This window comes from Mycobacterium sp. 141 (genome assembly GCF_000382405.1).
GTDB lineage: Bacteria > Actinomycetota > Actinomycetes > Mycobacteriales > Mycobacteriaceae > Mycobacterium.
On the sequence record NZ_KB908255.1, the window covers coordinates 45,508 to 68,429 of the forward strand.

Genomic DNA, 22,922 nt, shown 5'->3' on the forward strand with positions numbered 1-22,922 from the left:
GGATCAGGCCGCGGGCTTGGCTACCTTGGTGCCGCCGTCGTCCTTGTGGGTGGTCTTGATGCCGGTGCTGCTCTTGGGGGTGACCTTGGTGCCGTCCTGACCGAGCGACTTGCGCACTGTGCTGCCGAGTGACTTCGCCAGGTCATGGACCGGATGTTCGTTGACTCCCAACGTCTTCCGCAGCGACGGCCGGTCCGTTTGGGTGGCCGCGGCAGCGGTTCCGGTTGCGCCCTTGGTGGGTTTGGCGATGGCGCTGAGCCGTGGCGACGGCTTGAGATCGGTTGTGGCGGTTACTTTTTGGACGTCCGGTGTGCTGGTGGCCGTGATCGGGGCGGGTGCGGTGTCGGTGGTGGTCGGCGCTGTGATCACGGTTTGGGTGGGGTCGGTCCATCCGGGTAGCGGGGCGAGCCCGGGTTGGCTCGCGGCGGCGATGCCTTCGGGGATATCGTTGACGAGGTCAACGGCCAGCGTGACAGGGTTGATCTTCGGGACCAGCTGAAACGGCGTCGGAGTTCCGTAATCGCTTCTGTCGTAGCCGGTTTCGATGAGTGTCTGCACCGTCGGGGAGATCAGGTTGACGACCGGCACCACGATCTCGGACGTGCCGGTCGCCGCGCCGAGGTCGAGTAAGGGCTGCATGATCGGGAGGTATTTCGCCGGCAGCGTGATGTAGTAGGTGTCGCCCTCTTGCTGACAGTGGGTCGCCTCACTGCAGTCGGCCTTGGCGTTGGCCACTGCGGCCTGTACCTGTTCAGGCGTGTAGCCGTAGGGCGTGGCCGACGCCGGGTCGGTTCCATCAGGTGCCAGATAGGTGCCGTGGACGTACCCGAACCCGGCGAGCGCGTTGGCCATGGCCAATGGGTTGAGCACCCACGACGGAGCATCCGAGACACCGTCGTACTGCAATGCGATGTCGTAGGTCGTGATGCCGGTGTCGGTGGGAGTCGGCTGGCCGAACGTTGCATCCAGCACCGGCACCGTTCCGAGCATCGCGAGCCGTTCGAACAGCCCGCCGTTCGGCCGGTTCGGGTCGCCGATCAGGACGAACGTCAGGTCGTCCTTCTGGTCGGTAGGCAGATCGGCCAACTGACCCTTGACGATGCCGGCAACAGTGGCGCCTTGCGAATAGCCGAAGACGATGACCGGGTGGTCGTCGGTCGGATTGTTGGACCCCACGAGCTGGCTGGTCAGGCTGGTCACGCCGCTGGCCACTGAGACGTTCCACTTCGCGCCTTGCAAACCGCCCCAGCCAGGGAATGGAAACGGCCAGAACTGGGCGATGTAGGGCACCGGCACCGGCGTCGTGCATCCATCCGCCCCGCAGGTACCGCCCGGCTCCACGTAGTAGGCGACAGCATTGCCCATGTAATTGTCGGAATCCTTCGGGTTCGGTGTCCCGGTACCCGGGACCACCAACGGCGTCACCGCGGCATTCAGTGCGACCTCGGCCGCCAGCGTCGTCGTCACCCCGAGGACCGCGGAACCGAACATCGCCACGCCAGCCACCAGCAGGGAACGGGTCATAGAACTAGCTGAGATCCGCATCCGGTCGTCTCCCCTTCCGCTGACGCCGACATCAGCGCTCACGGGATTTTTGCATCGTGACGCAACGAGCACATAGAAATCGAGCGAACCTGCCGGTATTGGCTTGCGCGGTGAACACGACACGGCCCGCCCACCTCCAGTGTGGCCGACCATCCGGTTGGTATAGGTTGGGCCCAAGTTCGAAAACCCGGTACCGGAGGTCACACCATGGGTGGTGTTGTGAAGTACGAGCGCACGCTGTTCGAACCCGAACACGAACTTTTCCGCGAGTCGTACCGAGCGTTCCTGGAACGGCATGTCGCGCCGTATCACGACCAGTGGGAGAAGGACAAGATCGTCGACCGCGGCGTCTGGCTGGAGGCCGGCAAACAGGGCTTTCTCGGGATGGCGGTGCCCGAGGAGTACGGCGGCGGCGGGAACCCGGACTTCCGCTACAACATGATCATCACGGAGGAGACGGTGGCCGGCCGTTACAGCGGCATCGGCTTCGGGCTGCACAACGACGTCGTCGCCCCCTACCTTCTGCGGTTGGCCAACGAGGAACAGAAGCAGCGTTGGCTGCCGAAGTTCTGTACCGGGGAATTGATCACGGCGATCGCAATGACCGAGCCGGGTACCGGTAGTGACCTGCAGGGCATCAAGACCCGCGCGGTGCGCGATGGTGACCACTACGTCCTCAACGGGTCCAAGACGTTCATCACCAACGGCATCCACTCCGACCTGGTGATCGTTGTGGCGCAGACCGACCCGGAGCAGGGTGCCCTGGGCTTCTCACTGATAGTCGTCGAGCGCGGCATGGAGGGTTTCGAGCGCGGCCGGCACCTCGACAAGATCGGTCTGGAGGCCCAGGACACCGCCGAGCTGTCGTTCACCGACGTGAAAGTGCCAGTGGAGAACCTGCTCGGCGAGGAGGGGCAGGGGTTCGTCTACCTGATGCAGAACCTGCCGCAGGAACGCATCTCGATCGCGATCATGGCCGCGACGGCCATGGAGACGGTGCTGGAGCAGACACTGCAGTACACCAAGGAACGTAAAGCGTTCGGCAGGCCGATCGGCAGTTTCCAGAACAGCCGTTTCCTGTTGGCTGAACTGGCCACGGAGGCCACCGTGGTGCGGATGATGGTCGATGAATTCGTCCGGCTGCACCTCGACGAAAAGCTCACCGTGGAGCAGGCCGCGATGGCCAAGTGGTATTCGACCGAGAAGCAGGTCAGCCTCATTGACCGTTGTCTGCAGCTGCACGGAGGCTATGGATACATGCGTGAGTATCCGATCGCGCGTGCGTATCTGGATGCCAGGGTTCAGACGATCTACGGTGGCACCACCGAGATCATGAAGGAGATCATCGGCCGTAGTTTGGGTGTCTGACCCGGCCAGAATCTTCCGAATCGCCCGTATCGAGGCCCGCAAAGTGGATAAATCACGGAGTTTTGATCCGTGATCGGCCACGTTCCTTGGTTATCGTCGTCCACTGAAGCAGAGTTGTCCGGCGAGATACATTCTGCGGGACTTTGCCGAACAGCGGGGAGGATGCATGACGCGACCGGGAGCAAGGCTGAACGGGACCGTTCGGCGGGTGACGACCGGTCTGTTGGCGCTGGCCGTCGCCGGCCTGTTGGCGCCAGTGGCGGCGGCGAGCCCCGAATCCGATGCCGGCGCCGCCATCTCTGCGGCCTGGGATGCCAGCGGTGGCGACAACGGACCGCTGGGGGCGCACAGCGGTGACGTCTATGCCGTCGGCTCGGGATTCGGACAGGACTTCGCCACCGGGAAGATCTTTTTCACTCCTGCGACCGGGGCGCACTACGTCATGGGCGCCATCCTGGACAAATACGAGTCGCTCGGCGGTCCTGCCGACAGCGATCTCGGATTCCCCACCATCGACGAGGGTGCCGGACGGGCGCCGGACAGCCGCAATTCCACGTTCAGTGCTTCCGACAGACCGGTGATCTTCTGGACTCCGGCGACCGGAGCGCACGTGGTCCGGGGGGCAATCAATGCCGGCTGGGACAAGCTGGGGGGGTCCGCCGGTGTTCTGGGAGTGCCCTCGGAGGACGAGGCTTACCGCGGCGACATCGTTTCGCAGAAGTTCACCGGCGGTGAGTTGTCCTGGAATCCGAAGGCCAAGGAGTTCACCACAGACCCCGCGGATCTGGCAGGTCAACTAGGAGGCCTCACAGTTCCCGACGACCCGACGACGGCCATCAACGCGGCGCATCGGGCCTCGGGGGGCGATATGGGGCCGCTGGGCGCCAAAGACGGCGACCAGTACCCGATCGGTGGTGACGGGATCGGACAGAACTATGCGCACGGCAAGATCTTCTACACCCCCGCCACCGGGGCCAACGCCATAAGTGGTCAACTGCTCGAGAAGTACGACAGCGTCGGCGGCCCCGAGGGGGATCTGGGTTTCCCGACCAGCAGCGAAGCCGACGGCGGTTTCGGGCAGAACAGTCAGACCGTCTCGTTCGCAGCGGCCGACAAGCCCGTCATCTTCCTGACTCCCGATTACGGCGCGGTGATCGTGCGCGGTGCGATGAACGCGGCCTGGCAGAAGCTCGGCGGCGGCCACGGTGACCTGGGCGCACCGATGTCGGATCAGACCGAGAACGACAACGTGGTCACGCAGAAGTTCAGCGGAGGAGCCATCTCCTGGGACCGCTCGGACAACACCTTCACCACCGAGCCACCCAACCTGGCATCCTCGCTGGCGGGTCTCGAGATTCCCGGCCTCGACACTTCCCAGATCCACGGAGCGCCGCAGGCCTCTCACTCTGAACCGGGCAAGCCGTTCGCGTGGCATTGGAATTGGTGGTGGCTGCTGGCGGTGATCCCGGTTGTGCTGGTGGCCGGTCTGATCGTCGGTGCCGCACTGTGGCGTCGCGGTCGGGGCCGCGTCGACGACGACTTCGACCACGATGCGTTCGAGGGCGATGACCATTACGACGAGGCCGGTTACGACGAGGGGCGCGACGACGACCGGTACGGGGAAGGGCCGCACCCTCAGGAACAGTACGAGCAGGCCGGTTACCAACAGGGTCATTACGAGGCGCATGACCATGACGTGCAGGACTATGGCGCCACCAATGCAGGGGCACAAAACGTCGATGAGTCGAACCTGTTCGAGCCGGCTGCCTACGGGAGCGGCGACGCCGGTGCGGCGCGGTTCGCCGGACCTCACGAATCCGCTTCGGCGTACACGCCGGCGCCTTCGCCGTACGACGACCCGACCGACATCGCGATGCCAGTCGGCCAGTGGGTTCAGTCCACTCGGGTCGACCCGGTCGGTGACGTCGATGACGACGAACCGGCGGAGGAGGCCGTCGAGCTGGTCAGCGACGACGACCGTGACCATGACGAGGATGACCTCGATGAGCAGGATGACGCCGATGCTGTGGGTGCCTTCGGCGAGGAACTGTACGGAGCTACGTACTCCGCCGGTGAGCCCGACTTCGATCCCGACAGTTTCGATTCCGACAATGTCGATACCGCGCCGACGCCCATCCTGACGCTCACACCCCAAATCGATCCGGATCCCGAGACACACAGCGGACGCCACGCGGCGATCGAACTGGATGGGCCGGTGGCCAGCGCTACAGCCCTGCACCTGCCGTTGGATGATCTGCAGCGGGCGCCCCAGGGCTACCCGATCAAGGCCGACACAAAATCAGGCCTGTACTGGTCGCCCGACAGCCGCGAATACGACGACGCGGTCGCCGAAATCTGGTTCGCCAGTGAAGAATTTGCTCGGACGAACGGATTCGTACGGGCCGACTGAGCCCGCACGATCCGGTCCTAGATCTTGCGGATGACGGTGACGACCTTGCCCAGGATGGCTGCGTCGTTACCCGGGATCGGATCGTAGGCGGGGTTGTGCGGCATGAGCCACACTTGGCCGCGGGTCCGCTTGAACGTCTTGACGGTCGCTTCGCCGTCAATCATCGCCGCGACGATGTCGCCGTTGTCAGCCACGTTCTGCTGGCGCACCACCACCCAGTCACCGTCGCAGATCGCGGCGTCGACCATAGAGTCACCGACCACCTTGAGCAGGAACAGCGAGCCTTCGCCGACAAGCTCACGAGGCAGGGGGAACACGTCCTCGACCGCTTGTTCGGCCAGGATCGGACCGCCCGCGGCAATGCGACCCAACACCGGTACGAACGTGGGCTCCGGCAAGGCATCCGATCCCGCCACGTCAGTGGCCACCAGCGGGGCGACCGCCGGATCGTCTGCGGCTCGCACGTCGACTGCGCGTGGCCGGTTGGGGTCGCGCCGTAGGTAGCCTTTGCGCTCGAGCGTGCGTAACTGATGTGCGACCGAGGATGTCGACGTCAAGCCGACCGCGTCGCCGATCTCCCGGATGCTCGGGGGGTAGCCGCGACTGGTGACCGACGCACGGATCACCTCGAGGATGGTCCGCTGCCGCTCGGTGAGGCTGGCGTCGGGGGTGCGGCGCCGACCGGCGCCCTCGTTGTCGGCGGCCGGGCTGTCGGTGCTCTCGTCGCTCATGGCGACGAATCTAGTCGCTGAACTGCCATTGATCAAACATGTGTTCGAGGCGTGTTGTCCGCTTGCTGCCGAAGCTGCCGGAGCTTTGTCGACGAGGACTTGTCGGTACCCCGGCTTATCGTTTGGCAACAGTTCGATCACACGTTCTATTGTTCGAACACCTGAGCGAGTACATTCGAACACAGAAGCGAACCCGTCCGACCTGAAAGGCAGTCAGATGGCCATCCTCCACATTCCCGCAGAGACCCGCGCATCTGTGTTGGCGAGTCGGCCCCGTCCGCTGCCGCCGCAGCATGACGTGCGTCCTATTCGCCGGCCCCGGTCGGTACACCGTCCCACTCCGATGCGTCCGGGTGGAGCGGCACTGCGTTATCGCGGCACCGGGGTGCTGATGTCGCGGGCATCGCATCGCCGCAAGCCGATCACACCGATCACCACGGTCCTGTTGGCGCTGGTGGCTGCCGCAATCACCGTGTGGCTGGGCCTGGTGGCGCAGCTGGGCGGCGTGGTCGGGACGTCCGCGCCGATACCCGGCGAGCTGGCTGTGGTTCAAGTACATGCCGGTGAGTCTCTGCAGCAGGTAGCCCGGCGGGTGGCACCCGATGCGCCCGTGTCCGAGGTTGTGGAGCAGATCCGCGACCTGAACCAGCTCAAGTCGGTGGCTGTGGAGGCCGGTCAGACCCTCATCGCACCGGTCGGCTGACCATGCCATGAGGGCTGAAACAGGCTGCTGTGCAAAGGTGCTCGCGACATGCTCGGCTACGTCAGTGCCGTTGGGCCCGGCGTGGGGGGTCCCGCCGGCGGCGCGGGTAGGCTCAAGAGCACTCGAGCTTGTGGTCTGGCGGAACGACGAAGGAGCGGTGATGCACTGTCCCTTCTGCCGTCATCCCGATTCGCGGGTGGTCGATTCCCGGGAAACCGATGAGGGGCAGGCCATCCGGCGCAGGCGATCGTGCCCCGAATGCGGTCGCCGATTCACCACGGTGGAGACCGCGGTGCTGGCCGTGGTCAAACGCAGCGGCGTTACCGAACCGTTCAGCCGGGAAAAGGTGGTGCGTGGCGTAAGGCGGGCCTGCCAGGGCCGACAGGTCGACGACGATGCGCTCAATCTGCTGGCCCAACAGGTCGAGGACGCTGTGAGGGGCTTAGGCACGCCGGAGATACCCAGCCATGAGGTCGGCCTGGCGATCCTGGGACCTCTGCGAGAACTTGACGAAGTGGCCTACCTGCGATTCGCCTCGGTGTATCGGTCGTTCACCTCGGCCGAAGATTTCGAACGGGAGATTGAGGCGCTGCGCGCGCACCGATCTGACTGACCGTTCCCTAGTCCAGCTGGGTGGGGCCGTCGTTGGCGACACTGCCTGCCACCCGAACCCAGCCTTCGGGGCTCCACCGCGTGTAGATCACCGAACCCTTGCCCTGGATGATCGTCAGATCGCAGCTGAGATAGTCGGTCATCCGCACGGCGGCCGATCCGGTGGCTTCATCCTCGGGGATGCCCAGATGCGGGGCGAACATCCGTGAGCGCAGTACACCCTGATCCCGGTCGATCCACGTCCACAGGTAGTTCTCGACATCGTCGGAGAAGTCGTCGGGCTGCACGGCCATCAGCTCGTCGATGGAGGTCAGGTCATGGATGACGAACTCCGGAGCCCATTCCGAGCGGGCGTTCACCGCGGCCAGGTCATCATCGTATTCAACCTGCACGATCCCGGCCGGCACCTGCAAAGTCTTGACCGGCTTTCCGATGTCGCGTAGCCACCACGAGGCTCCCACGGTCGGGTGTCCCGCGAATGCCAGTTCCGCTGTCGGCGTGTAGATCCGGGCGTGGGCGGAGTTGCCGCCCGGCGGCGGAACATCGACGAAAATCGTTTCGCTGTAACCTAATTCGGTGGCAATCCGCTGGCGGTCGGCGGGGTCCACGGTGCTGTTGTCGACCACGCCGAGCGGGTTGCCGAACTTGCCGTCAGAATCGGTGAACACACGCAGTACGGTCACATCAATGGCCATAAGCCGATGTTACGTGGTTACGGTCACCGGCGACGTGTCTCCGGGCCGGCTTCGCGGACAGGGCTAGGTGGCGCTGCGTTCGTCGGCTTCCATGGCGTCGAGCACAGCGACCTGGGTGTCGAGGGATCCCGAGATGGCGGCCTCGCTGATCCCGGTGCGCAACAGGTTTCGCAGTATTTCCTGGTCGTGGACAGCAGGTTCGGTGGAGTCGATGAACCGTTCCACTGTCTCGACGAAACGGTCGGGATCGTCATGGAATGGAAAATGCCCGGATCCCTCGAAGATCTCCAATCGGGAACCGGGCATTGCCGCATGTGCCATCAGCGCGTGACTGACCGGAATCACGGAGTCCAAGGCGCCCCAGATGAGTTGCACGGGAACGGATTCGGTCAAGTAACAGCGGTCCAGCATGGTGACGACCTGGCCCCGCCAGTCCACCACTGCACGCAGCGTGCGGGCGAACGCGGACGAAGCGGTTGGCTCAGGCAGATCGGCCAGGATACGCAACATGTCGGGGATGTCGCGTCCGATACCGGTGGAGCCCAACAACGTTCCCGCGGCGCGACCGATGATCTGCAGCGCGGGCAGGACAAGTGGCAACCGCAACAAGGCCAGCGCCTCGCTACCCATCGGCAGTGCGGCGATACGCAGTGCGAGATTGACGTCCTTGGTCACCCCGCCGGCACCGACGAGAACCAGGCGGTCGACCAACTGCGGGAACTGGTAGGCGAATTGCATCGCCACCCCACCGCCGAGCGAATGGCCGATCACGGTGACCCGGTCGATGTCGAGGACGCTGAGCAGGTCCCGCATGCCGTTGGCGTAGGCGGCGACGGAATAGTCCGCACGGGGTTTGTCCGAGCGGCCGTGCCCGAGCAGATCCGGTGCGATGACGGTGAACCGCTGCGCCAGCGCGGTCTGCACGGTATGCCAGGTGGTCGAGTTGTCGCCGATGCCGTGGATGAGCAGGATCACCGGACCGGACCCGGCCACCCGGTACGCACGCCGATACCCGTGGACCGTGCGAAACTCCAGTACTGGCGTGACCTTGCGCACCGACCGCAGATTGGGCTTTCGCTCCGTCATGTTCGCCAGCCTCGCTGTCGGCCCTGCCGCGGGTCCTATGGGTGGTTCGGGTCTACATCGTCCGGGCCGTCCGTGTACCGGTCGCTCCGATATCTGTCGTCCTTGTACTTGTCGTCTTTGAACTTGTCACCCGTCTGTTGGGCGAGGAAACGTTCGAACTCGGCACCCAACTCGTCGCCGCTAGGCAGTTCATCGTCCCTCGCAAGTAGAGATCGATTCTCCTGTGCAGCAACGAAAGCATCGTACTGTCGCTCCAGCGCCGTCACCACTTGGGCCACCTCGGTGCTCGCCTCAACCTGCTCGTTGATCTTCCCGTACACCTCGGCGCCGGCTTCGGACAGCGCGGCGAGCGGTAATTGCAGCGAACCGGTTCTCGCCACCTCGGCCAGCAGCGCCTCGGCTGCGGGCGGATACTCGGTCTGGGCCAGGTAATGCGGAACGTGGACGGTGAACCCGACCACCTCGTGACCGTGCTGGGCCATCCGGAATTCCAGGAGATTGGACACACTGGCAGGCACCTGCACCTCGCCGACCCATGGGGTGTGCTCGGCGATCAACTCCTTGTTGTTGGCGTGCGCGGTCAACGTAATGGGACGAGTGTGCGGCACCGCCATCGGGATGGTGCCGAGACCGATCGTCTGACGGACGCCGAGCCGCTCGGCGAGCAACCGGACCGCGGTGATGAATCGCTCCCAGCGCAGGTCCGGTTCCATACCGGCCAGCAGCAGAAACGGCGTGCCGACGCTGTCGTGCAGGGCGTAGAGGTTGAGTTCGGGGTCTTCATAGCCGGTGAAATGGTCGGTCTTGAACATCATCAGTGGCCGGCGCGACCGGTAGTCGAGTAGTTCGTCGATGGCGAACGAGGCGACCAGCTCGGTGTCGAGGCTGTCCTTCAGATGCTCGGCCGCCAGCCGGATCGCGTGGCCCGCGTCGGAGAACCCTTCCAGTGCGTGGATCATCACCGGGCCACGTCCGTCGGACGCCGACAACTGCGGTGCCGGGAACTCCAGCTCGTACATCCCGCTCTGATCGGGCTGGTAGTGGTGCTCAGGGTGGTCGCTACTGTCGGCCATCTCTTCCGTCTCCTTGTCGCTGCAGACCCCGGTCCAGATCGGGTCCGGGGCCCCGTGCGGTGCCATATAGTGTCGCGCATTCCCATCGCGTAGGCGTGTCACGCCCCGCATGTGAAATTCGAACAGGCACCGCCAAGCCGGCATTCCGGCCTGAGCGATGGATATCGGGCAGGATCGGTGGTCATGGAGGCGGTCAGGGTTCGGATGCTGGCGGTCACGGCGGCCACGGTCGTCGTCGTCGCATCATGCGGCGTGCCGGCGGGGCGCGCCGGTTCCGTGGTAACACCTTCCGCGTCGACGCCGGCCGGCTCGGTTGCGGAGATCACTCCGGACGCCAATGTCGTCGGGGGCGCAGCTCCTGTCGCACCCGATCCACGCGTGGGTGCGGTGTTTCCGGGTGGTGGAGCCGCGGATTCGGTGCACACTTGCAGCGCCGCGGTACTCGACAGCAGTACCGGTGATCTGATCCTCACGGCCGCGCACTGCGTCGCCGACGGCATAGGCACGACGTTCATTCCGGGATTCCACGGTGGGACCGACGCCAGCTGGCGGATCACCGCGGTGTACCTGGATCCTCGGTGGGTCGCATCGCAAGACCCGCACGCCGATTTCGCCATCGCGCGGGTACGTCACGACGCCGCAGCCGATACCGGATCGGTGCAGTCCTCGGCCGGTGGCGGCCTGACCGTGGGGTCCACACCGCCCGTGGGTACGTCGGTCATGGTGACCGGTTATCCGATGGGGTCGGGCGGCAATCCACTCGGCTGCCGGGGAGTCACCGGGCTGTCGGACGCAGGTTATCCGTCGCTTCCGTGCATCGGCCTGACCGATGGTTTCAGCGGCGCACCATGGACGGTGGGGTCAACCGAGATCGGCTTGATCGGCGGCCCGGACGGTGGGGGCTGCGACGACAATCTATCTTTTTCGCCCCGGTTCGACGACTCGGTTTTGGAACTGCTGGCCCGCGCGGAGGCCGGCGGGGCAGGGGATTCTGCCCCATCGGCCTACGACAGCGGCTGTTAAGCGCGGAACTGGTTGAGCGCGCGCAGTTTGTTCATCACGTCGAGCGCGGCGACCTTGTAGGCCTCGGAGAACGTCGGGTAGTTGAACACCGCGTCAACGAGGTACTCCACGGTGCCACCGCAACCCATGACGGCTTGGCCGATGTGCACCATCTCAGTGGCGCTGGTGCCGAAGATGTGGACGCCCAGCAGACGTAGGTCCTCGGTGGACACCAGCAGTTTGAGCATGCCATAGGAGTCGCCGGCGATCTGTCCGCGGGCCAGCTCGCGGTAGCGGGAGACCCCGACCTCGTAGGGAATCGAGTCCCTGGTCAGGTCGATCTCGGTGGCACCGACGTAGGACACCTCGGGAATCGAGTAGATACCGATGGGTTGCAGCTGCATCATGCCCTTGGTGGGCTCGCCGAACGCGTGGTAGGCCGCGAGTCGGCCCTGCTCCATCGAAGTCGCGGCCAGGGCGGGGAAGCCGATGACATCCCCGACGGCATAGATGTGGTCGACTTTGGTACAGAAGTTGTCGTCGACGAAGATTCGGCCTCGGTTGTCGGACTCCAGACCGGCTTTGGACAGGTCGAGGTGATCGGTCTGGCCTTGGCGGCCCGCCGAGTACATCACCGTCTCGGCCGGGATCTGCTTGCCGCTGGCCAGGGTCGTGACGGTCCCGGCGGCCCCGACGTCGACAGCGGTCACCTCCTCACCAAACCGGAAGGTCACAGCCAGATCACGCAGGTGGAACTTGAGCGCTTCCACGATCTCCGGGTCGCAGAAATCCAGCATGGAGTCGCGTTTTTCGACCACGGTCACCTTGGTGCCCAGCGCGGCGAACATCGATGCGTACTCAATGCCGATGACACCGGCACCGACCACCACCATCGAGGTGGGCAGTGATTTGAGGTCGAGGATTCCGTCGGAATCCAGCACGCGCTGTTCGTCGAACTCGACGCCGGCCGGGCGGGCAGGCTTGGTGCCGGTGGCCAGGACGATGTAGCGGCCGCGGACCGACACCAGCTCGGCCCGGTTCGGATCCTCGACCAGGAGGGTGTGGTCGTCGGCGAAGCGGCCGTGCCCGGTGTAGAGCTCGATGCGGTTACGCATGAGCTGCGAACGCACCACGTCGATCTCCTTGCCGATGACGTGCTGAGTGCGCGCCAGCAGATCGGCTGGCGTGATCTTCTCCTTGACGCGGTAACTGGCGCCGTACAGCTCGCGCTGGCTCATCCCGGTCAGGTAGACGACCGCCTCCCGCAGCGTCTTGGACGGGATGGTGCCGGTGTTGACGCAGACCCCGCCGAGCATTCGTCCGCGCTCGATGACCGCAACGGTCTTACCGAGCTTTGCGGCGGCGATCGCGGCACGTTGACCGCCGGGACCTGAACCAATGACGACGAGGTCGTACTCCTGCATCGAACCCATGGGAAGTGTTTACGCCGATTGCCGTGATCTCGCACGTGGACCGCGCCAAATTGCGCATGAACAAATGCTCCGACCGTCATCCCCAAAGCGAGTTTCATCCACAGGGGGCGGTGATCGGGTACCGCGGCGGGCAAGTGCTGACGGTGGCTGCTGCGACGGTCTGACCATGACATTTTCATCGGATTCACCGGATACCGCGCAGTTCGGCCTCGACCGGCCCGGCACTCTGATCGCCGCGCTGCCCGCGGTCCTCGGCTTCGTGCCCGAGCAGTCGCTGGTTTTGGTCACCGTCGATGACGGTGTACTGGGATGCGTTTTGCGCGTCGATCTGTCGCCAGACATGACAGGCCGGATCGACCACCTGGTCTCGGTGGCTGCGGCAGCCGAGCCGCACTCGGCCATTGCGGTCTTCGTCGACGAGCACGCCGCGGACTGCCAGCAGTGCAACGACGAGTTTCGTGCGCTGGCCGGGATGCTGGCCGACCGGCTCGCGGCGTGCGGCATTGAACTACTCGCCGCACACGTGGTCGATCGAGTGGCCGCCGGCGGTCACTGGCACTGCGCCGACGGTTGCGGCAGCCACGGCACCGTCGAGGATCCGTCCGCGTCGCCGTTGGCTGTCGCTGCGGTGCTCGACGGACGCAGGCTCTACCGGCGGCGCGAGGAACTGCAGCAGATCATCGATGCCGACCCGGTCCGGGGCGGGCGGTTGGCTCGGGTGATCGATGATCTGCCGGAAACCTCGGCGCCGCGCAGCCGTGCCCGGATACGCGGCGATATTGAAGCGGCGATAGCTACGGCGACCCGGTTCGCCGACGGGAAGCCGCCCAGCGATGACGAGATCGCCCGAATCGCTGTGGCCTTGACCGACCCACGGGTACGCGACACGTTGTATGCGCTGGCGGTGGGGGACAGCGCCGGGGCAGCGGAGGCGCTGTGGGCCGAGCTAGCTCGCGCGTTGCCGCCGCCGTGGCGGGCCGAGGCGCTCGCGCTGCTCGCTTTCTCGGCCTACGTGAGGGGCGACGGCCCATTGACCGGAGTATCACTGGACGCCGCGTTGGATTGCCAACCGGATCATCGGATGGCGGGCATGCTCGACACCGCACTGCAGTCGGGTATGCGACCCGACCAGATCCGTGAGCTGGCCCTGAGCGGCTACCGGCAGGCCGATCGACTCGGCGTGCAATTGCCGTCGCGGCGGGCTTTCGGTGGACGCAATCGACGGGCCGGTGCGTGACCGGGCGGCCCGCTCGGGTGAGATCAGACCTTCTCCACCTTGACGGCGTGCGCCATGTGATGGGGCAGCTCGACCTGCTGGTGGCCGGGGATCAGGATCATGACTCCGCCGCGGTCGTTGGCCTCGACGGTGACCCGGGCGTTGGGCACGACGCCGGCGTCCTTGAGTCGGCCGATCAACTCGGTGTCACCCTGAACGTGCTCGGTCAGCTGGCGCACCACGACCGCCACCGGCAAGCCGACCGGAAGTTCAGTCAGACGGACCAGGCTTACGTCGCCAGAGTCGAATCCGGTGGCCCCGACCCCGAGCTCGGACAATCCCGGGATGGGGTTGCCGAACGGTGAGGTGGTGGGGTTGTTCAGTACCTGCATCAGCCGCCGCTCGACGTCTTCACTCATCACGTGTTCCCACCGGCACGCCTCGGCGTGCACGTCTTCCCAGGGGAGCCCGATGATGTCGACGAGAAGCCGCTCGGCCAGCCGGTGCTTACGCATCACCGCGACCGCGAGAGCACGGCCCTTGTCGGTGAGTTCCAGGTGCCGGTCACCGGCGACGTGCAACAGCCCGTCGCGCTCCATTCGTGACACCGTCTGGCTGACAGTGGGCCCACTCTGGTCAAGTCGCTCGGCAATGCGGGCCCGCAGAGGCACCACGCCTTCTTCTTCGAGGTCGTAGATGGTCCGCAGATACATCTCGGTGGTATCGATAAGATCGTTCATTCGCGCCTTCCCAGCCCAAACTTCATCGCTCAGTCTACCGTTCGGGTGGCTTGAAGAGGCGACCAACGTGGTCGTACTGCTTACCGTTGCGGCGGAGCCTTCCGGCGGACAAAGCGGGTGAAACGCGATGTGCCCGCCGGGCAATCCGACGGGCACATCCTGGGGGCACGCTTAGCTTGCATACGAGCGGAGCCGGTCGGCTCGCTCGCCGTTGCGGAGTTTGGACATGACCTCGCGTTCGATCTGGCGGACCCGCTCGCGGGACAGTCCGAACAGCTTGCCGATCTGGTCGAGCGTGCGCGGCTGGCCGTCGTCGAGGCCGAACCGCAGCCGGATCACCTGCTGCTCACGTTCGTCGAGCGTGGCCAGCACGTAGCGGATGTCGGTGTGCAGGAGTTCGGAGATCACCGCGTTCTCTGCCGACATGGCTTCGGAATCTTCGATGAAGTCGCCGAGCGGCGCTTCTTCGTCGGTGCCTACCGGCATATCCAGGCTTACCGGATCGCGACTGTGCTCCAGCAGATCGTTGATCTTCTCGACCGGGATGCCCGATTCTTCGGCCAGCTCCTCGTCGGTGGCCTCGCGTCCGAGGTTCTGATGCATTTCCCGCTTGATCCGGGCCAGCTTGTTGACCTGCTCGACCAAGTGGACGGGCAAGCGGATGGTGCGACTCTGGTCAGCCATACCGCGGGTGATGGCCTGCCGGATCCACCAGGTGGCGTAAGTGGAGAACTTGAAGCCCTTGGTGTAATCGAACTTCTCCATGGCCCGGATGAGCCCAAGGTTGCCCTCCTGGATCAGGTCCAGCAGCGGCATGCCGCGGCCCGTGTAACGCTTCGCCAACGACACAACCAGGCGCAGGTTGGCCTCCAGCAGATGTCGCCGGGCGGCCTCCCCGTCCCGGACGACGATTCCCAGCTCGCGTTTGCGGGTCTCGCCGAGGCGCTTCTTGGTGTCCAGCAGATGCTGGGCATACAACCCGGCCTCAATACGTTTTGCGAGCTCTACTTCATCGGCAGCATTGAGCAACGCCGTTTTGCCGATGCCGTTCAAGTACACGCGCACGAGGTCTGCAGCCGGGCTCTGGGCGTCCAGATCGGTGTCAACGCGGCTTGTGGTGGCATTTGCCATGACGGCCTCCTGATCGGCTCGAACTGTCACCACGTATAACGCGGCGAGCCCACCAAGAGTTCCCGTTGATTGCCGATTTCATGCCTGTTGACCTGCAGTTTTTCGGCGATGACCTGAGATTATCCTGAGAATAGCTAAAGAAGTGGCTCAGTCAGGAACGTTGCCCGGCGGCTGGTCCTCATCCGGTTGCGGTGAGACTGGTCCGTCGGGCTCCAGCGCAGGCCTTTGCGCGATCGGGAAGAGTGGCATGCGTTCCCCGCCATGTTTGTAGCGGCGGGGCTCCTCGGCGCGGCGAGGCGGACGGTCGTTGGCGATCAGCACAGCCATCCACGGCAGCGGTACTGAAACGAGGATGATCGCCAACGAGATCAGGCCGTTGCCCCACAGGTTGTAAGCGAGGGCGGCCAGGAGTAACGCGGGCACCCGAAACGCCATCAACGTCAGGTACTTGCGTACCCGGGCGCGGTGTTGTTCCTCATAGGCCGGTTCGGCGCGGGTGATGAGAACCGGGCGACCTTCACCGTCGAAATCGTCGTCGAAACTCAGCTCATGGCTTTGTTTCATACCTCTACTGTTCCACACCTTGGCGGCGCCGTCGCAGGCGGATTTCCTAGAGCGGCGGTGAAGGGCACAATAGGAGCCGCGGACGTGAGGAGCAGAACAGAAGCCGCGGACGTGAGGAGCAGAATAGAAGCCGACGACGTGAGGAGCACAATACAAAGATGCAGACCCAGACGATCGAGCGCACCGATGCAGATGAACGCGTCGACGACGGCACAGACAGCGACACCCCGAAGTATTTCCACTACGTCAAGAAGGACAAGATCGCCGAGAGTGCTGTGATGGGCACCCACGTCGTCGCGCTGTGCGGCGAGGTGTTTCCTGTGACCAAGGCCGCCAAGCCGGGTTCGCCCGTCTGTCCCGACTGCAAGCGTATCTACGAATCGCTCAAGAAGTAGTCGGCTCTTCGGGCTCGGCGGCTGACTCCCCGGCCGCCGAGCCGTTTCCGTTGAGCGCTTTGTCCCCCAGCCAGTCTCGCAGTCGCTGGGCGTGGGTGTCCGCCGCGGGCCATTCCTCCTGGATGGCGGCGTTGAGTTCGGCGCCCAGCATCACGGCGAAGCCCAGGAAGAACGCGAACAGCAGGAATGCGATCGGGGTGGCCAGTGCACCGTACGTGTAGCCGGTTTGGGTGATCCAGTTCAGGTAGAAGCGCAGCCCGACTGTCGCCACCATGAACACCACAGTGGCCAGCACCGAGCCGAGCACCAGTCGATGGGTCGGCAGCGGCTTGGGCAACGACACGCGGTACAGGAGCGTCACCCCGGCCACCACAGCCAGGAACAGTGCGGGGAAGTATCCATAGCGCAGCCCGTTGTCCCAGCTAGCGGGGATGTGCTCGCCTATTGTGCGCGGTCCCAGCGCGATGAACGGCGCCGTGGCGATCGCGCCGATCAACATCACCACGTAGAGGCCCAGGGCGTAGAACCGCTGGCGCACCGGGTGTCGCAGCGGCGTCTGGTCGTGGGCCTCCACGACCGAATCGACGAATGCCGAGACCGCTGAAGATCCCGCCCACAACGAGATCACGAACCCCAACGACACCACCTCGCCACGCGCGCTGGACGCGATGTCACGAATCGTCGGTTCGATGATCTCGTTGACGACGTTCTTCGAGAAGAAGCTGTTCGCTGTGTTGATCAGCTGATCCAGGATCGCAGGCAACGTATCGGGCCCGAACAGCGGCGCGATATAGGCCAGGCTGCCCAGCATCCCCAACAGCAACGGCGGCAATGACAACGCACACCAGAAAGCAGCCTGGGCCGATTCAGAGAAAATCGAGTCGTCCCAGCTCTTGGACAACGTGCGCCGTGCAATATGCCAGATGTGATGGCGTGACGGAGGTACTGGAAGCGGCTGGCCGGTCATGTCCAGACCAGCATTACGGACGAGGCGTGCTCCTGCCTAGGCGGGTGTGCTCAGCTGCGCTATGCCTCGACCGGGCTCACTTCGATGACGGCGGCCAGCTCTACCAGTTTGGCCTCATGCTCGTTGGCGTGATGCTGGCAGAAGAGAAGCTCGCTGCCCGACGGCAGGGTCGCGCGCACTCGTGCGGCAGCACCGCAACGGTCGCAACGATCGGCTCTGGTTAGCTCCGGGGTGGTCAGAGTTGCGTTCATGGCTCCTCCGTCTTCTGCTCTGCGCATCCCGGCAATGGCGCCGGGATGCGTATCTCTACTGTCTCAGACGTTTTCGGTTCCGGCGTTGTTCCCTAGGGGTTTACCGGTGTGTCGTGTCTCACTTGGCCGAGAATTGCTCGACCGGCAAGCTGGCAATATGCATCCGTTGCCGCCCGTGCTGGTCCACCTATGCAGTGCCCGGGAGTGGCAGAGCGCCCAAGCGTCCGGCGAGCATCGGCCGCCTTCTTTGGACGCCCAGGGCTTCGTCCATCTCTCAGCCCCTGAGCAGGTGCATCTGCCTGCCAACCGGCTCTACGCCGGCCGTACCGACCTGGTGCTGCTCTATATCGACTCCGCAGAGCTGACAGCGCCGGTGCGCTGGGAGCCTGGCGTTCCGTCCGACCCCGAAGCCATGCTGTTCCCACATCTGTATGGGCCACTGCCCGCTACGGCGGTGACGGCCACCACTGCCTACCTGCCGGCCTCCGACGGCAGGTTTTCGCCACTTTCGGCGACGTAGGCGTCGGTCTCGATCTCGACGAGTAGTTCCGGTGCGATTAGCGCCGAAACCTCGACCATCGTCGTGACGGGACGGATGTTTCCGAATACCTCGGCGTGGGCTGCCGCGACATCTCGCCATCGGCTGATGTCAGTGACGAACACCCGGGTGCGCACCACGTCGGCGAGGCTGGCTCCGGCGTCGCGCAGGGCCTGTTCGATGCGGGCCAGTGCGTCGCGGGTCTGGGCGGCGACGTCGTCCCCGGCGCCGGTGGTGCCGGAGACCGCGACGTGACCGCCGACCCGGACGGCGCGGGAGTATCCGACGACGTCCTCGAATTCGGATCCGGAGCTGATGTTGACACGCGGCTGCGACATGCCGTCAGCGTAGCCGGAACCCGCACCGGCAGATCACCCGCGGCGCCTGTGGGCCGGGCCGGCGCAGCCCGCTGGAGCACTTTGAAATCACTCGGTGCCGGGGAGGGCGGTGATATGTCGGGGTATCGCGACTCAGCCGCGCTACTCGAAAAGCATTGCGGCCGCTGCTATGTCGACGGTGATATTGGCGGATGTCATTGGCACATCACATATTTCACAGTCAGACCGATGGTTCAGCCGACGTCGGGGCGCGCACCGCAGCCCAGCAGATTTGACGCAACCTAGACGCTTCGGTGCCGAGCCGGTCGTCGGCGTTCATGGGACCCGGCCAGCCAGTCATCCCAGTACACCGACGGCATCGTGTCAATGAAAGGCTTTGGTGTGCACAGATTGTCGATTCCCGTCTCATCGGTCGGCCATCGGCGCTGAGGGCACCATCCGTGCGCGGGGCAGGAATTCAGATGAGCCCTTCGCGTACCGCATAGGCAACAGCATGCGATCGGTTGCGCAACTGCAGGTGAGTGGTGACGTCGTGCAGGACGTTCTTCACGGTGCGCTGGCTGTAGCACAACTGCCGGGCGATCTCGTTGGTGTCATGGCCGTCGGCGATCAACCGCAGCACCTGAACCTCCCGATCGGACAACCCGGTGAAGCTCAGCCCGCGCGGCGAAAGTACCTGGCGTTGTAGCTGGCCCACCTGCTCCAGCAGGTGGCCGAGCAGATCCGAGGGGATGACGCCGTCGCCGGCAGCCACCTTGTGGATGGTGCGGACCAGCAGGTCCGGTGTCGCCTCACCGCGCCGGAGCAGCCCGCTGACGCCGACCTCGGCGGCGCTCACGACGGTGCTGTCGTCGATGGCGCTCATCACCAGGACGGTGTGTACGACGCCGGCCTTCTTCAGCGAGCGCAGGATGCGGACGGTCTCGTCGTCTAGCGTGTCGGCCACCGCGATTCCGACGTCGACGCCGGCGAGATCACCGGATTCGACGACATCGATCTCCGGGCGCATCCGCAATTGACTGATCACGCCGGCCTGCAGGATCGGGTCGTCGGCGTATACGTAGGTGGACACTCGGCGCTGCATGGCTTTCCCCTTTGGGCGAGCGGACTGTTGCCAACGAGTATCCGGACGGGCATCAACGGCGGCTCAACAGTGCAGAAGCGTTGCTCAACAAACGCTAAACGCCCAGCTCAGAGCGCTGCCGGAAGGGCAGCGCGGTCAGCTCAACAGCGCCAGTCGCGGTACCACCTCGTCCCCGAGCCTGCTGACAAATCCGACCGGGTCGGGGTTGCCCGGGAACACCGGGATGTTCACCACCTTGACGCCCAACGCGGCGTAGGACTCCATGGCACGCATGAACTCGGCCGGGTCGGCGAACGGGTCGTTGTCCGGACCGAGGCCCAGGGTTTTGCGGATCTCGCGGTAATCGCGTCCGACGTCGTCACAATGTCGCTGCAACACTTCGGTTTTGTGCTTGAGCGATGCGCCGCTCGTGCTGTTCCAGATGTCGGCGTACTGCGCCACCAGGCGCAAGGTCTTCTTCTCACCGTCGCCGCCGATGAGTACCGGCGGGCGCCGGATCGGCTGCGGCTCACAGATCGTCTCGGCCAGGGTGTAGTGCTTCCCGCGGTACGGGCCGTCGTTGTCGCTCCACATCTGTGCGCAGATCTGCAGGGTCTCCTCGACCATCTCGAACCGCTCCCGCAGTGGCGGGTAGGGCACGCCAAGCGCGTGATGCTCCCGGTCGTACCAGGCGGCGCCGATCGACAGCGTTGTGCGGCCTTGGGAAAGTATGTCGAGAGTCGTGATGGTCTTCGCGAGAATGCCGGGATGCCGGTAGGTGACGCCCGTGACGAGCATGCTGAGCGTGATCGTCTTCGTATGCGCGGCAAGGAAACCCAGCGAGGTGTAGCCCTCCAGGAACGGGTCGTGGGCATCGCCCAGACGCTCCATCTGGAAGAAGTGGTCGGCCAGGGTGAACATGGTGGCGCCGGCCTGTTCGGCGGCGACGGCGGTCTGGGCCAGCGTCGGGCCCAACTTCTCGGGTGCGCCCGGCAGGAAGTCGATGTAGCGAATTCCCAACTCCATGTGGATCGTGTCCCTTCTGGTTTGGTGATCTACTGACGCCCGCGCAGCAGGCGTGGCCTCAGATGTGTTCGCCCAGTCGTTCGAGCAGCGGTATTGCTGCCGCGAGGGTCTGCAACTCGTCGGCGGAGAACTGCTCGGTGAGGATCTGGGCGAAATGGCGGACCCGGGCATCGCGCTTGTGCTGCAGGATTTCGGACCCCTGCGCGGTGAGCGACATGATCTGCCGACGGGCGTCGCGCGGATCGGGCGTGCGTCGCACGAAACCTCGGGACTGCAGCGCGCCGAGGGTGACGCCCATCGCCTGGGGGCTGATCTGCTCGATCCGGGCCAGATCGGCCGCCGACGTCGGACCGCCGCGATCCAGCCGCTCCAGCGCCGCCCGTTCGGGCAAGGTCAAATCACCGGGTGCTTGCAGTTGCCGGACCCGGCGGGTGATCAGCGCGATGCCACCGAACAGCGCGGCGGCGACGTGTTCAGGGGTCGGAGGCTCCACCATATGGCCAACCTAGGTTTATCAACCTGGATTGTCAATCTCGGTTGATGGTGATGCGAAGACCCCGGGCGGCAAGGTGATTGAGGAACCGGGCCGGAAACGACAACGGCGGACCGGATAGAGATCCGGTCCGCCGTGGGTGTCGACGCTCAGTCCAGGTAGTCGCGCACTAGGGATCGGTATGCGCTGTGCGCTTCATGGGTAAACGCTGGTCGCTCACGAGCGTCCTGCGGCCCAATATCTTGGACTGTCGGCTCAGCTCTCGATGTCGTATCTGTTGAGGAGAGTTGCCCCAAATATGACCACACACACCGCGTGCCGCCGGGCACGCCGCGGCGGTTGCTCGATGAACGCCACACTAGACAACACAGCGACCACCTGTCGCCCTGCCGACCAGGCCGCCTTCACCTCCATACTGGCCGGATGGCATGAGAAACCGCGGTGCGAGATCCGCACTCAGACCGGCGAACAATGCTCGCGACCGGCGAAGTACCACGCAACGTGTCACACCTGCGGCCGCGGCCTGATCTGCGTCGACCACCTCCAGAAATTCATGCAGCAACTCGGCATCACCGAGCAGGCACAGTGCAATCGGTGCGGTCGCACGTTCGCCAGCATCGACCAGGCGATCACGCTGGTGGAGCTGTGAAGACCACCAACACCGGACTGCCCAAACCGGTGCCCACGGCGTGGCAAGGACCGATCGGCGCCTACCTGGCGCAGCAGCGCGCAGCTGGCCGGCCCCGACAGACGATCGCCACACGCAAATACCACCTGGCCAGGTTCGCCCGCGCGATGCGGTGCGCACCCGCCGAGGTCTCCGGAGATCGCGTGGTGGCATGGTTCGAGCGCCAGCACCAGTGGGCGGCCGAAACCCGGCGCAGCTACCGCACCACGCTGCGTTCGTTCTTCGCATGGGCCCTCGAAGAGGGTGTGGTGGAGTTGAACCCGGCCGTAGCACTGCTACCGGTGCGTGCGGCGAAGAGGACGCCTCGCCCCACCCCGGATATGGCGTGGCGGGTGGCGTTGGCCGCCGCGGATCGTCGCACCACCCTGATGCTGCGGCTGGCCGGCGAAGCGGGGTTGCGTCGGGCAGAGATCGCGGTGGCACATACACGCGATCTCGCCGAGTCCGCGGACGGTCCAGAGCTGCTGGTGCACGGCAAGGGCAACAAGGAACGCATCGTGCCGCTCTCGGAGGAACTCGCCGCACTGGTGCGCGCGGGCGCAGCCGGACACACATGCGGATGCACGCAGCGAGGGTTCCTGTTCCCCGGCGAGGATAATGGCCACCTGTCGCCGCGGCGGGTGGGTGAACTGCTCCGGGATGCGCTACCCGACCATTGGACAGCGCACACGCTGCGCCACCGATTCGCTACCCGCGCCTACCGCGGCACCCGCAACATTCGTGCGGTGCAGCAGCTTCTCGGCCATCAGTCCGTCGCAACAACCGAGATATACACCGGCGTCGACGTTGGCGAAATGCGCGCAGCCGTGCTGGCGGCGTCAGAACCGTTGTCCGACTGAAACTTCTCACGTTGC

The 22,922-nt window shown here is 64.9% G+C and carries 25 protein-coding genes; 10 read left to right on the top strand and 15 right to left on the bottom strand.

Going from position 1 to position 22,922, the window contains the following annotated elements; translation table 11 throughout:
- Window positions 1-3: 3 nt before the first annotated feature.
- On the bottom strand, window positions 4-1,524 hold the full coding sequence (locus H276_RS0100265; RefSeq protein ID WP_019969307.1) for a PE-PPE domain-containing protein: 1,521 nt from the start codon (window positions 1,522-1,524) through the stop codon (window positions 4-6).
- A 228-nt stretch (window positions 1,525-1,752) separates the two neighbouring features.
- Here H276_RS0100265 and H276_RS0100270 point away from each other — a divergent pair, with 228 nt between their 5' ends.
- On the top strand, window positions 1,753-2,913 hold the full coding sequence (locus H276_RS0100270) for an acyl-CoA dehydrogenase family protein (protein ID WP_019969308.1): 1,161 nt from the start codon (window positions 1,753-1,755) through the stop codon (window positions 2,911-2,913).
- A 166-nt stretch (window positions 2,914-3,079) separates the two neighbouring features.
- Window positions 3,080-5,323, top strand: coding sequence for an LGFP repeat-containing protein (locus tag H276_RS0100275; RefSeq protein WP_026356413.1), 2,244 nt, complete (start codon window positions 3,080-3,082; stop codon window positions 5,321-5,323).
- 17 nt (window positions 5,324-5,340) lie between these two features.
- Here H276_RS0100275 and lexA read toward each other — a convergent pair whose 3' ends face one another.
- On the bottom strand, window positions 5,341-6,054 hold the full coding sequence (lexA, locus tag H276_RS0100280; protein WP_019969310.1) for a transcriptional repressor LexA: 714 nt from the start codon (window positions 6,052-6,054) through the stop codon (window positions 5,341-5,343).
- Window positions 6,055-6,271: 217 nt separating this feature from the next.
- Here lexA and H276_RS0100285 point away from each other — a divergent pair, with 217 nt between their 5' ends.
- Together H276_RS0100285 and nrdR are read left to right on the top strand one after the other, a co-directional pair.
- Window positions 6,272-6,757: a LysM peptidoglycan-binding domain-containing protein gene (locus H276_RS0100285; RefSeq protein WP_155942903.1), complete on the top strand. Its 486-nt coding sequence runs from the start codon at window positions 6,272-6,274 to the stop codon at window positions 6,755-6,757.
- A 160-nt stretch (window positions 6,758-6,917) separates the two neighbouring features.
- A complete protein-coding gene (gene nrdR / locus H276_RS0100290; protein WP_026356415.1) occupies window positions 6,918-7,370 on the top strand; it encodes a transcriptional regulator NrdR in 453 nt (150 codons plus the stop codon).
- 7 nt (window positions 7,371-7,377) lie between these two features.
- Here nrdR and H276_RS0100295 read toward each other — a convergent pair whose 3' ends face one another.
- From H276_RS0100295 to H276_RS22350, 3 genes are all read right to left on the bottom strand, one after another.
- On the bottom strand, window positions 7,378-8,064 hold the full coding sequence (locus H276_RS0100295; RefSeq protein ID WP_019969313.1) for a PhzF family phenazine biosynthesis protein: 687 nt from the start codon (window positions 8,062-8,064) through the stop codon (window positions 7,378-7,380).
- Between the two features lie 63 nt (window positions 8,065-8,127).
- Window positions 8,128-9,150: an alpha/beta fold hydrolase gene (locus tag H276_RS0100300; protein ID WP_019969314.1), complete on the bottom strand. Its 1,023-nt coding sequence runs from the start codon at window positions 9,148-9,150 to the stop codon at window positions 8,128-8,130.
- A gap of 35 nt (window positions 9,151-9,185) precedes the next feature.
- Window positions 9,186-10,223 carry a proteasome assembly chaperone family protein gene (locus H276_RS22350; RefSeq protein WP_036460433.1) on the bottom strand — a complete coding sequence of 346 codons (1,038 nt, stop codon included), beginning with the start codon at window positions 10,221-10,223 and terminating at the stop codon, window positions 9,186-9,188.
- A 183-nt stretch (window positions 10,224-10,406) separates the two neighbouring features.
- On the opposite strand from H276_RS22350, the gene H276_RS0100310 reads away from it, so the two are divergent.
- Window positions 10,407-11,246 (top strand): trypsin-like peptidase domain-containing protein, encoded by an 840-nt coding sequence (locus tag H276_RS0100310; protein WP_019969316.1) that lies wholly within the window; start codon window positions 10,407-10,409, stop codon window positions 11,244-11,246.
- Here H276_RS0100310 and sthA read toward each other — a convergent pair.
- Window positions 11,243-12,649 (bottom strand): Si-specific NAD(P)(+) transhydrogenase, encoded by a 1,407-nt coding sequence (gene sthA, locus H276_RS0100315; protein WP_196807813.1) that lies wholly within the window; start codon window positions 12,647-12,649, stop codon window positions 11,243-11,245. The two genes, H276_RS0100310 and sthA, sit on opposite strands and share 4 nt — an antisense overlap.
- Before the next feature lie 175 nt (window positions 12,650-12,824).
- Here sthA and H276_RS0100325 point away from each other — a divergent pair, with 175 nt between their 5' ends.
- On the top strand, window positions 12,825-13,895 hold the full coding sequence (locus tag H276_RS0100325; RefSeq protein WP_019969319.1) for a DUF4192 domain-containing protein: 1,071 nt from the start codon (window positions 12,825-12,827) through the stop codon (window positions 13,893-13,895).
- 23 nt (window positions 13,896-13,918) lie between these two features.
- Here H276_RS0100325 and H276_RS0100330 read toward each other — a convergent pair whose 3' ends face one another.
- The 3 genes from H276_RS0100330 to H276_RS0100340 all read right to left on the bottom strand — a co-directional run bounded on the left by H276_RS0100330 (window position 13,919) and on the right by H276_RS0100340 (window position 16,309).
- Window positions 13,919-14,614 (bottom strand): iron dependent repressor, metal binding and dimerization domain protein, encoded by a 696-nt coding sequence (locus H276_RS0100330; protein ID WP_019969320.1) that lies wholly within the window; start codon window positions 14,612-14,614, stop codon window positions 13,919-13,921.
- Window positions 14,615-14,785: 171 nt separating this feature from the next.
- On the bottom strand, window positions 14,786-15,775 hold the full coding sequence (locus H276_RS0100335) for a sigma-70 family RNA polymerase sigma factor (protein WP_255327448.1): 990 nt from the start codon (window positions 15,773-15,775) through the stop codon (window positions 14,786-14,788).
- A gap of 117 nt (window positions 15,776-15,892) precedes the next feature.
- The gene (locus H276_RS0100340; protein ID WP_019969321.1) at window positions 15,893-16,309 is read right to left on the bottom strand and encodes a DUF3099 domain-containing protein; all 417 of its coding nucleotides are present in this window, start codon (window positions 16,307-16,309) and stop codon (window positions 15,893-15,895) included.
- A 158-nt stretch (window positions 16,310-16,467) separates the two neighbouring features.
- On the opposite strand from H276_RS0100340, the gene H276_RS0100345 reads away from it, so the two are divergent.
- The gene (locus H276_RS0100345; protein WP_018600547.1) at window positions 16,468-16,704 is read left to right on the top strand and encodes a DUF3039 domain-containing protein; all 237 of its coding nucleotides are present in this window, start codon (window positions 16,468-16,470) and stop codon (window positions 16,702-16,704) included.
- On the opposite strand, the gene H276_RS0100350 is transcribed toward H276_RS0100345, so the two are convergent.
- Window positions 16,694-17,671 carry a YihY/virulence factor BrkB family protein gene (locus tag H276_RS0100350; RefSeq protein ID WP_019969322.1) on the bottom strand — a complete coding sequence of 326 codons (978 nt, stop codon included), beginning with the start codon at window positions 17,669-17,671 and terminating at the stop codon, window positions 16,694-16,696. The two genes, H276_RS0100345 and H276_RS0100350, sit on opposite strands and share 11 nt — an antisense overlap.
- A 59-nt stretch (window positions 17,672-17,730) precedes the next feature.
- A complete protein-coding gene (locus H276_RS0100355) occupies window positions 17,731-17,922 on the bottom strand; it encodes a hypothetical protein (protein WP_026356416.1) in 192 nt (63 codons plus the stop codon).
- Window positions 17,923-18,079: 157 nt separating this feature from the next.
- Here H276_RS0100355 and H276_RS23750 point away from each other — a divergent pair, with 157 nt between their 5' ends.
- Window positions 18,080-18,442 carry a DUF952 domain-containing protein gene (locus tag H276_RS23750; protein ID WP_081625366.1) on the top strand — a complete coding sequence of 121 codons (363 nt, stop codon included), beginning with the start codon at window positions 18,080-18,082 and terminating at the stop codon, window positions 18,440-18,442.
- Here the strand turns inward: H276_RS23750 and H276_RS0100365 are convergent.
- From H276_RS0100365 to H276_RS0100380, 4 genes are all read right to left on the bottom strand, one after another.
- Window positions 18,394-18,798 (bottom strand): RidA family protein, encoded by a 405-nt coding sequence (locus H276_RS0100365; RefSeq protein WP_019969323.1) that lies wholly within the window; start codon window positions 18,796-18,798, stop codon window positions 18,394-18,396. The two genes, H276_RS23750 and H276_RS0100365, sit on opposite strands and share 49 nt — an antisense overlap.
- 457 nt (window positions 18,799-19,255) lie before the next feature.
- On the bottom strand, window positions 19,256-19,882 hold the full coding sequence (locus tag H276_RS0100370) for a response regulator transcription factor (protein ID WP_019969324.1): 627 nt from the start codon (window positions 19,880-19,882) through the stop codon (window positions 19,256-19,258).
- Window positions 19,883-20,017: 135 nt separating this feature from the next.
- Window positions 20,018-20,887, bottom strand: a complete 870-nt coding sequence (locus tag H276_RS0100375; protein ID WP_019969325.1) for an LLM class F420-dependent oxidoreductase — start codon at window positions 20,885-20,887, stop codon at window positions 20,018-20,020.
- A gap of 58 nt (window positions 20,888-20,945) precedes the next feature.
- Window positions 20,946-21,383: a MarR family winged helix-turn-helix transcriptional regulator gene (locus H276_RS0100380; protein ID WP_019969326.1), complete on the bottom strand. Its 438-nt coding sequence runs from the start codon at window positions 21,381-21,383 to the stop codon at window positions 20,946-20,948.
- Between the two features lie 343 nt (window positions 21,384-21,726).
- On the opposite strand from H276_RS0100380, the gene H276_RS25100 reads away from it, so the two are divergent.
- Both H276_RS25100 and H276_RS0100390 read left to right on the top strand, forming a co-directional pair.
- On the top strand, window positions 21,727-22,029 hold the full coding sequence (locus tag H276_RS25100; protein WP_231376573.1) for a hypothetical protein: 303 nt from the start codon (window positions 21,727-21,729) through the stop codon (window positions 22,027-22,029).
- Window positions 22,026-22,907 (top strand): tyrosine-type recombinase/integrase, encoded by an 882-nt coding sequence (locus H276_RS0100390; RefSeq protein ID WP_019969328.1) that lies wholly within the window; start codon window positions 22,026-22,028, stop codon window positions 22,905-22,907. The genes H276_RS25100 and H276_RS0100390 overlap by 4 nt, the downstream gene beginning before the upstream one ends.
- Window positions 22,908-22,922: the final 15 nt, after the last annotated feature.

What these genes read in the sequence shown, in the direction of transcription:
- H276_RS0100350 (WP_019969322.1), bottom strand. Translation starts at nt 17,671, where the DNA reads ATGACCGGCCAGCCGCTTCCAGTACCTCCGTCACGCCATCACATCTGG.
- H276_RS23750 (WP_081625366.1), top strand. Translation starts at nt 18,080, where the DNA reads ATGCATCCGTTGCCGCCCGTGCTGGTCCACCTATGCAGTGCCCGGGAG.
- H276_RS0100340 (WP_019969321.1), bottom strand. Translation starts at nt 16,309, where the DNA reads ATGAAACAAAGCCATGAGCTGAGTTTCGACGACGATTTCGACGGTGAA.
- H276_RS0100295 (WP_019969313.1), bottom strand. Translation starts at nt 8,064, where the DNA reads ATGGCCATTGATGTGACCGTACTGCGTGTGTTCACCGATTCTGACGGC.
- H276_RS0100380 (WP_019969326.1), bottom strand. Translation starts at nt 21,383, where the DNA reads ATGGTGGAGCCTCCGACCCCTGAACACGTCGCCGCCGCGCTGTTCGGT.
- sthA (WP_196807813.1), bottom strand. Translation starts at nt 12,649, where the DNA reads ATGCAGGAGTACGACCTCGTCGTCATTGGTTCAGGTCCCGGCGGTCAA.
- H276_RS0100265 (WP_019969307.1), bottom strand. Translation starts at nt 1,524, where the DNA reads ATGACCCGTTCCCTGCTGGTGGCTGGCGTGGCGATGTTCGGTTCCGCG.
- H276_RS0100285 (WP_155942903.1), top strand. Translation starts at nt 6,272, where the DNA reads ATGGCCATCCTCCACATTCCCGCAGAGACCCGCGCATCTGTGTTGGCG.
- H276_RS0100345 (WP_018600547.1), top strand. Translation starts at nt 16,468, where the DNA reads ATGCAGACCCAGACGATCGAGCGCACCGATGCAGATGAACGCGTCGAC.
- lexA (WP_019969310.1), bottom strand. Translation starts at nt 6,054, where the DNA reads ATGAGCGACGAGAGCACCGACAGCCCGGCCGCCGACAACGAGGGCGCC.
- H276_RS0100300 (WP_019969314.1), bottom strand. Translation starts at nt 9,150, where the DNA reads ATGACGGAGCGAAAGCCCAATCTGCGGTCGGTGCGCAAGGTCACGCCA.
- H276_RS0100275 (WP_026356413.1), top strand. Translation starts at nt 3,080, where the DNA reads ATGACGCGACCGGGAGCAAGGCTGAACGGGACCGTTCGGCGGGTGACG.
- H276_RS0100270 (WP_019969308.1), top strand. Translation starts at nt 1,753, where the DNA reads ATGGGTGGTGTTGTGAAGTACGAGCGCACGCTGTTCGAACCCGAACAC.
- H276_RS25100 (WP_231376573.1), top strand. Translation starts at nt 21,727, where the DNA reads ATGAACGCCACACTAGACAACACAGCGACCACCTGTCGCCCTGCCGAC.
- H276_RS0100375 (WP_019969325.1), bottom strand. Translation starts at nt 20,887, where the DNA reads ATGGAGTTGGGAATTCGCTACATCGACTTCCTGCCGGGCGCACCCGAG.
- H276_RS0100325 (WP_019969319.1), top strand. Translation starts at nt 12,825, where the DNA reads ATGACATTTTCATCGGATTCACCGGATACCGCGCAGTTCGGCCTCGAC.
- H276_RS0100370 (WP_019969324.1), bottom strand. Translation starts at nt 19,882, where the DNA reads ATGCAGCGCCGAGTGTCCACCTACGTATACGCCGACGACCCGATCCTG.
- H276_RS0100355 (WP_026356416.1), bottom strand. Translation starts at nt 17,922, where the DNA reads ATGAACGCAACTCTGACCACCCCGGAGCTAACCAGAGCCGATCGTTGC.
- H276_RS22350 (WP_036460433.1), bottom strand. Translation starts at nt 10,223, where the DNA reads ATGGCCGACAGTAGCGACCACCCTGAGCACCACTACCAGCCCGATCAG.
- nrdR (WP_026356415.1), top strand. Translation starts at nt 6,918, where the DNA reads ATGCACTGTCCCTTCTGCCGTCATCCCGATTCGCGGGTGGTCGATTCC.
- H276_RS0100310 (WP_019969316.1), top strand. Translation starts at nt 10,407, where the DNA reads ATGGAGGCGGTCAGGGTTCGGATGCTGGCGGTCACGGCGGCCACGGTC.
- H276_RS0100365 (WP_019969323.1), bottom strand. Translation starts at nt 18,798, where the DNA reads ATGTCGCAGCCGCGTGTCAACATCAGCTCCGGATCCGAATTCGAGGAC.
- H276_RS0100330 (WP_019969320.1), bottom strand. Translation starts at nt 14,614, where the DNA reads ATGAACGATCTTATCGATACCACCGAGATGTATCTGCGGACCATCTAC.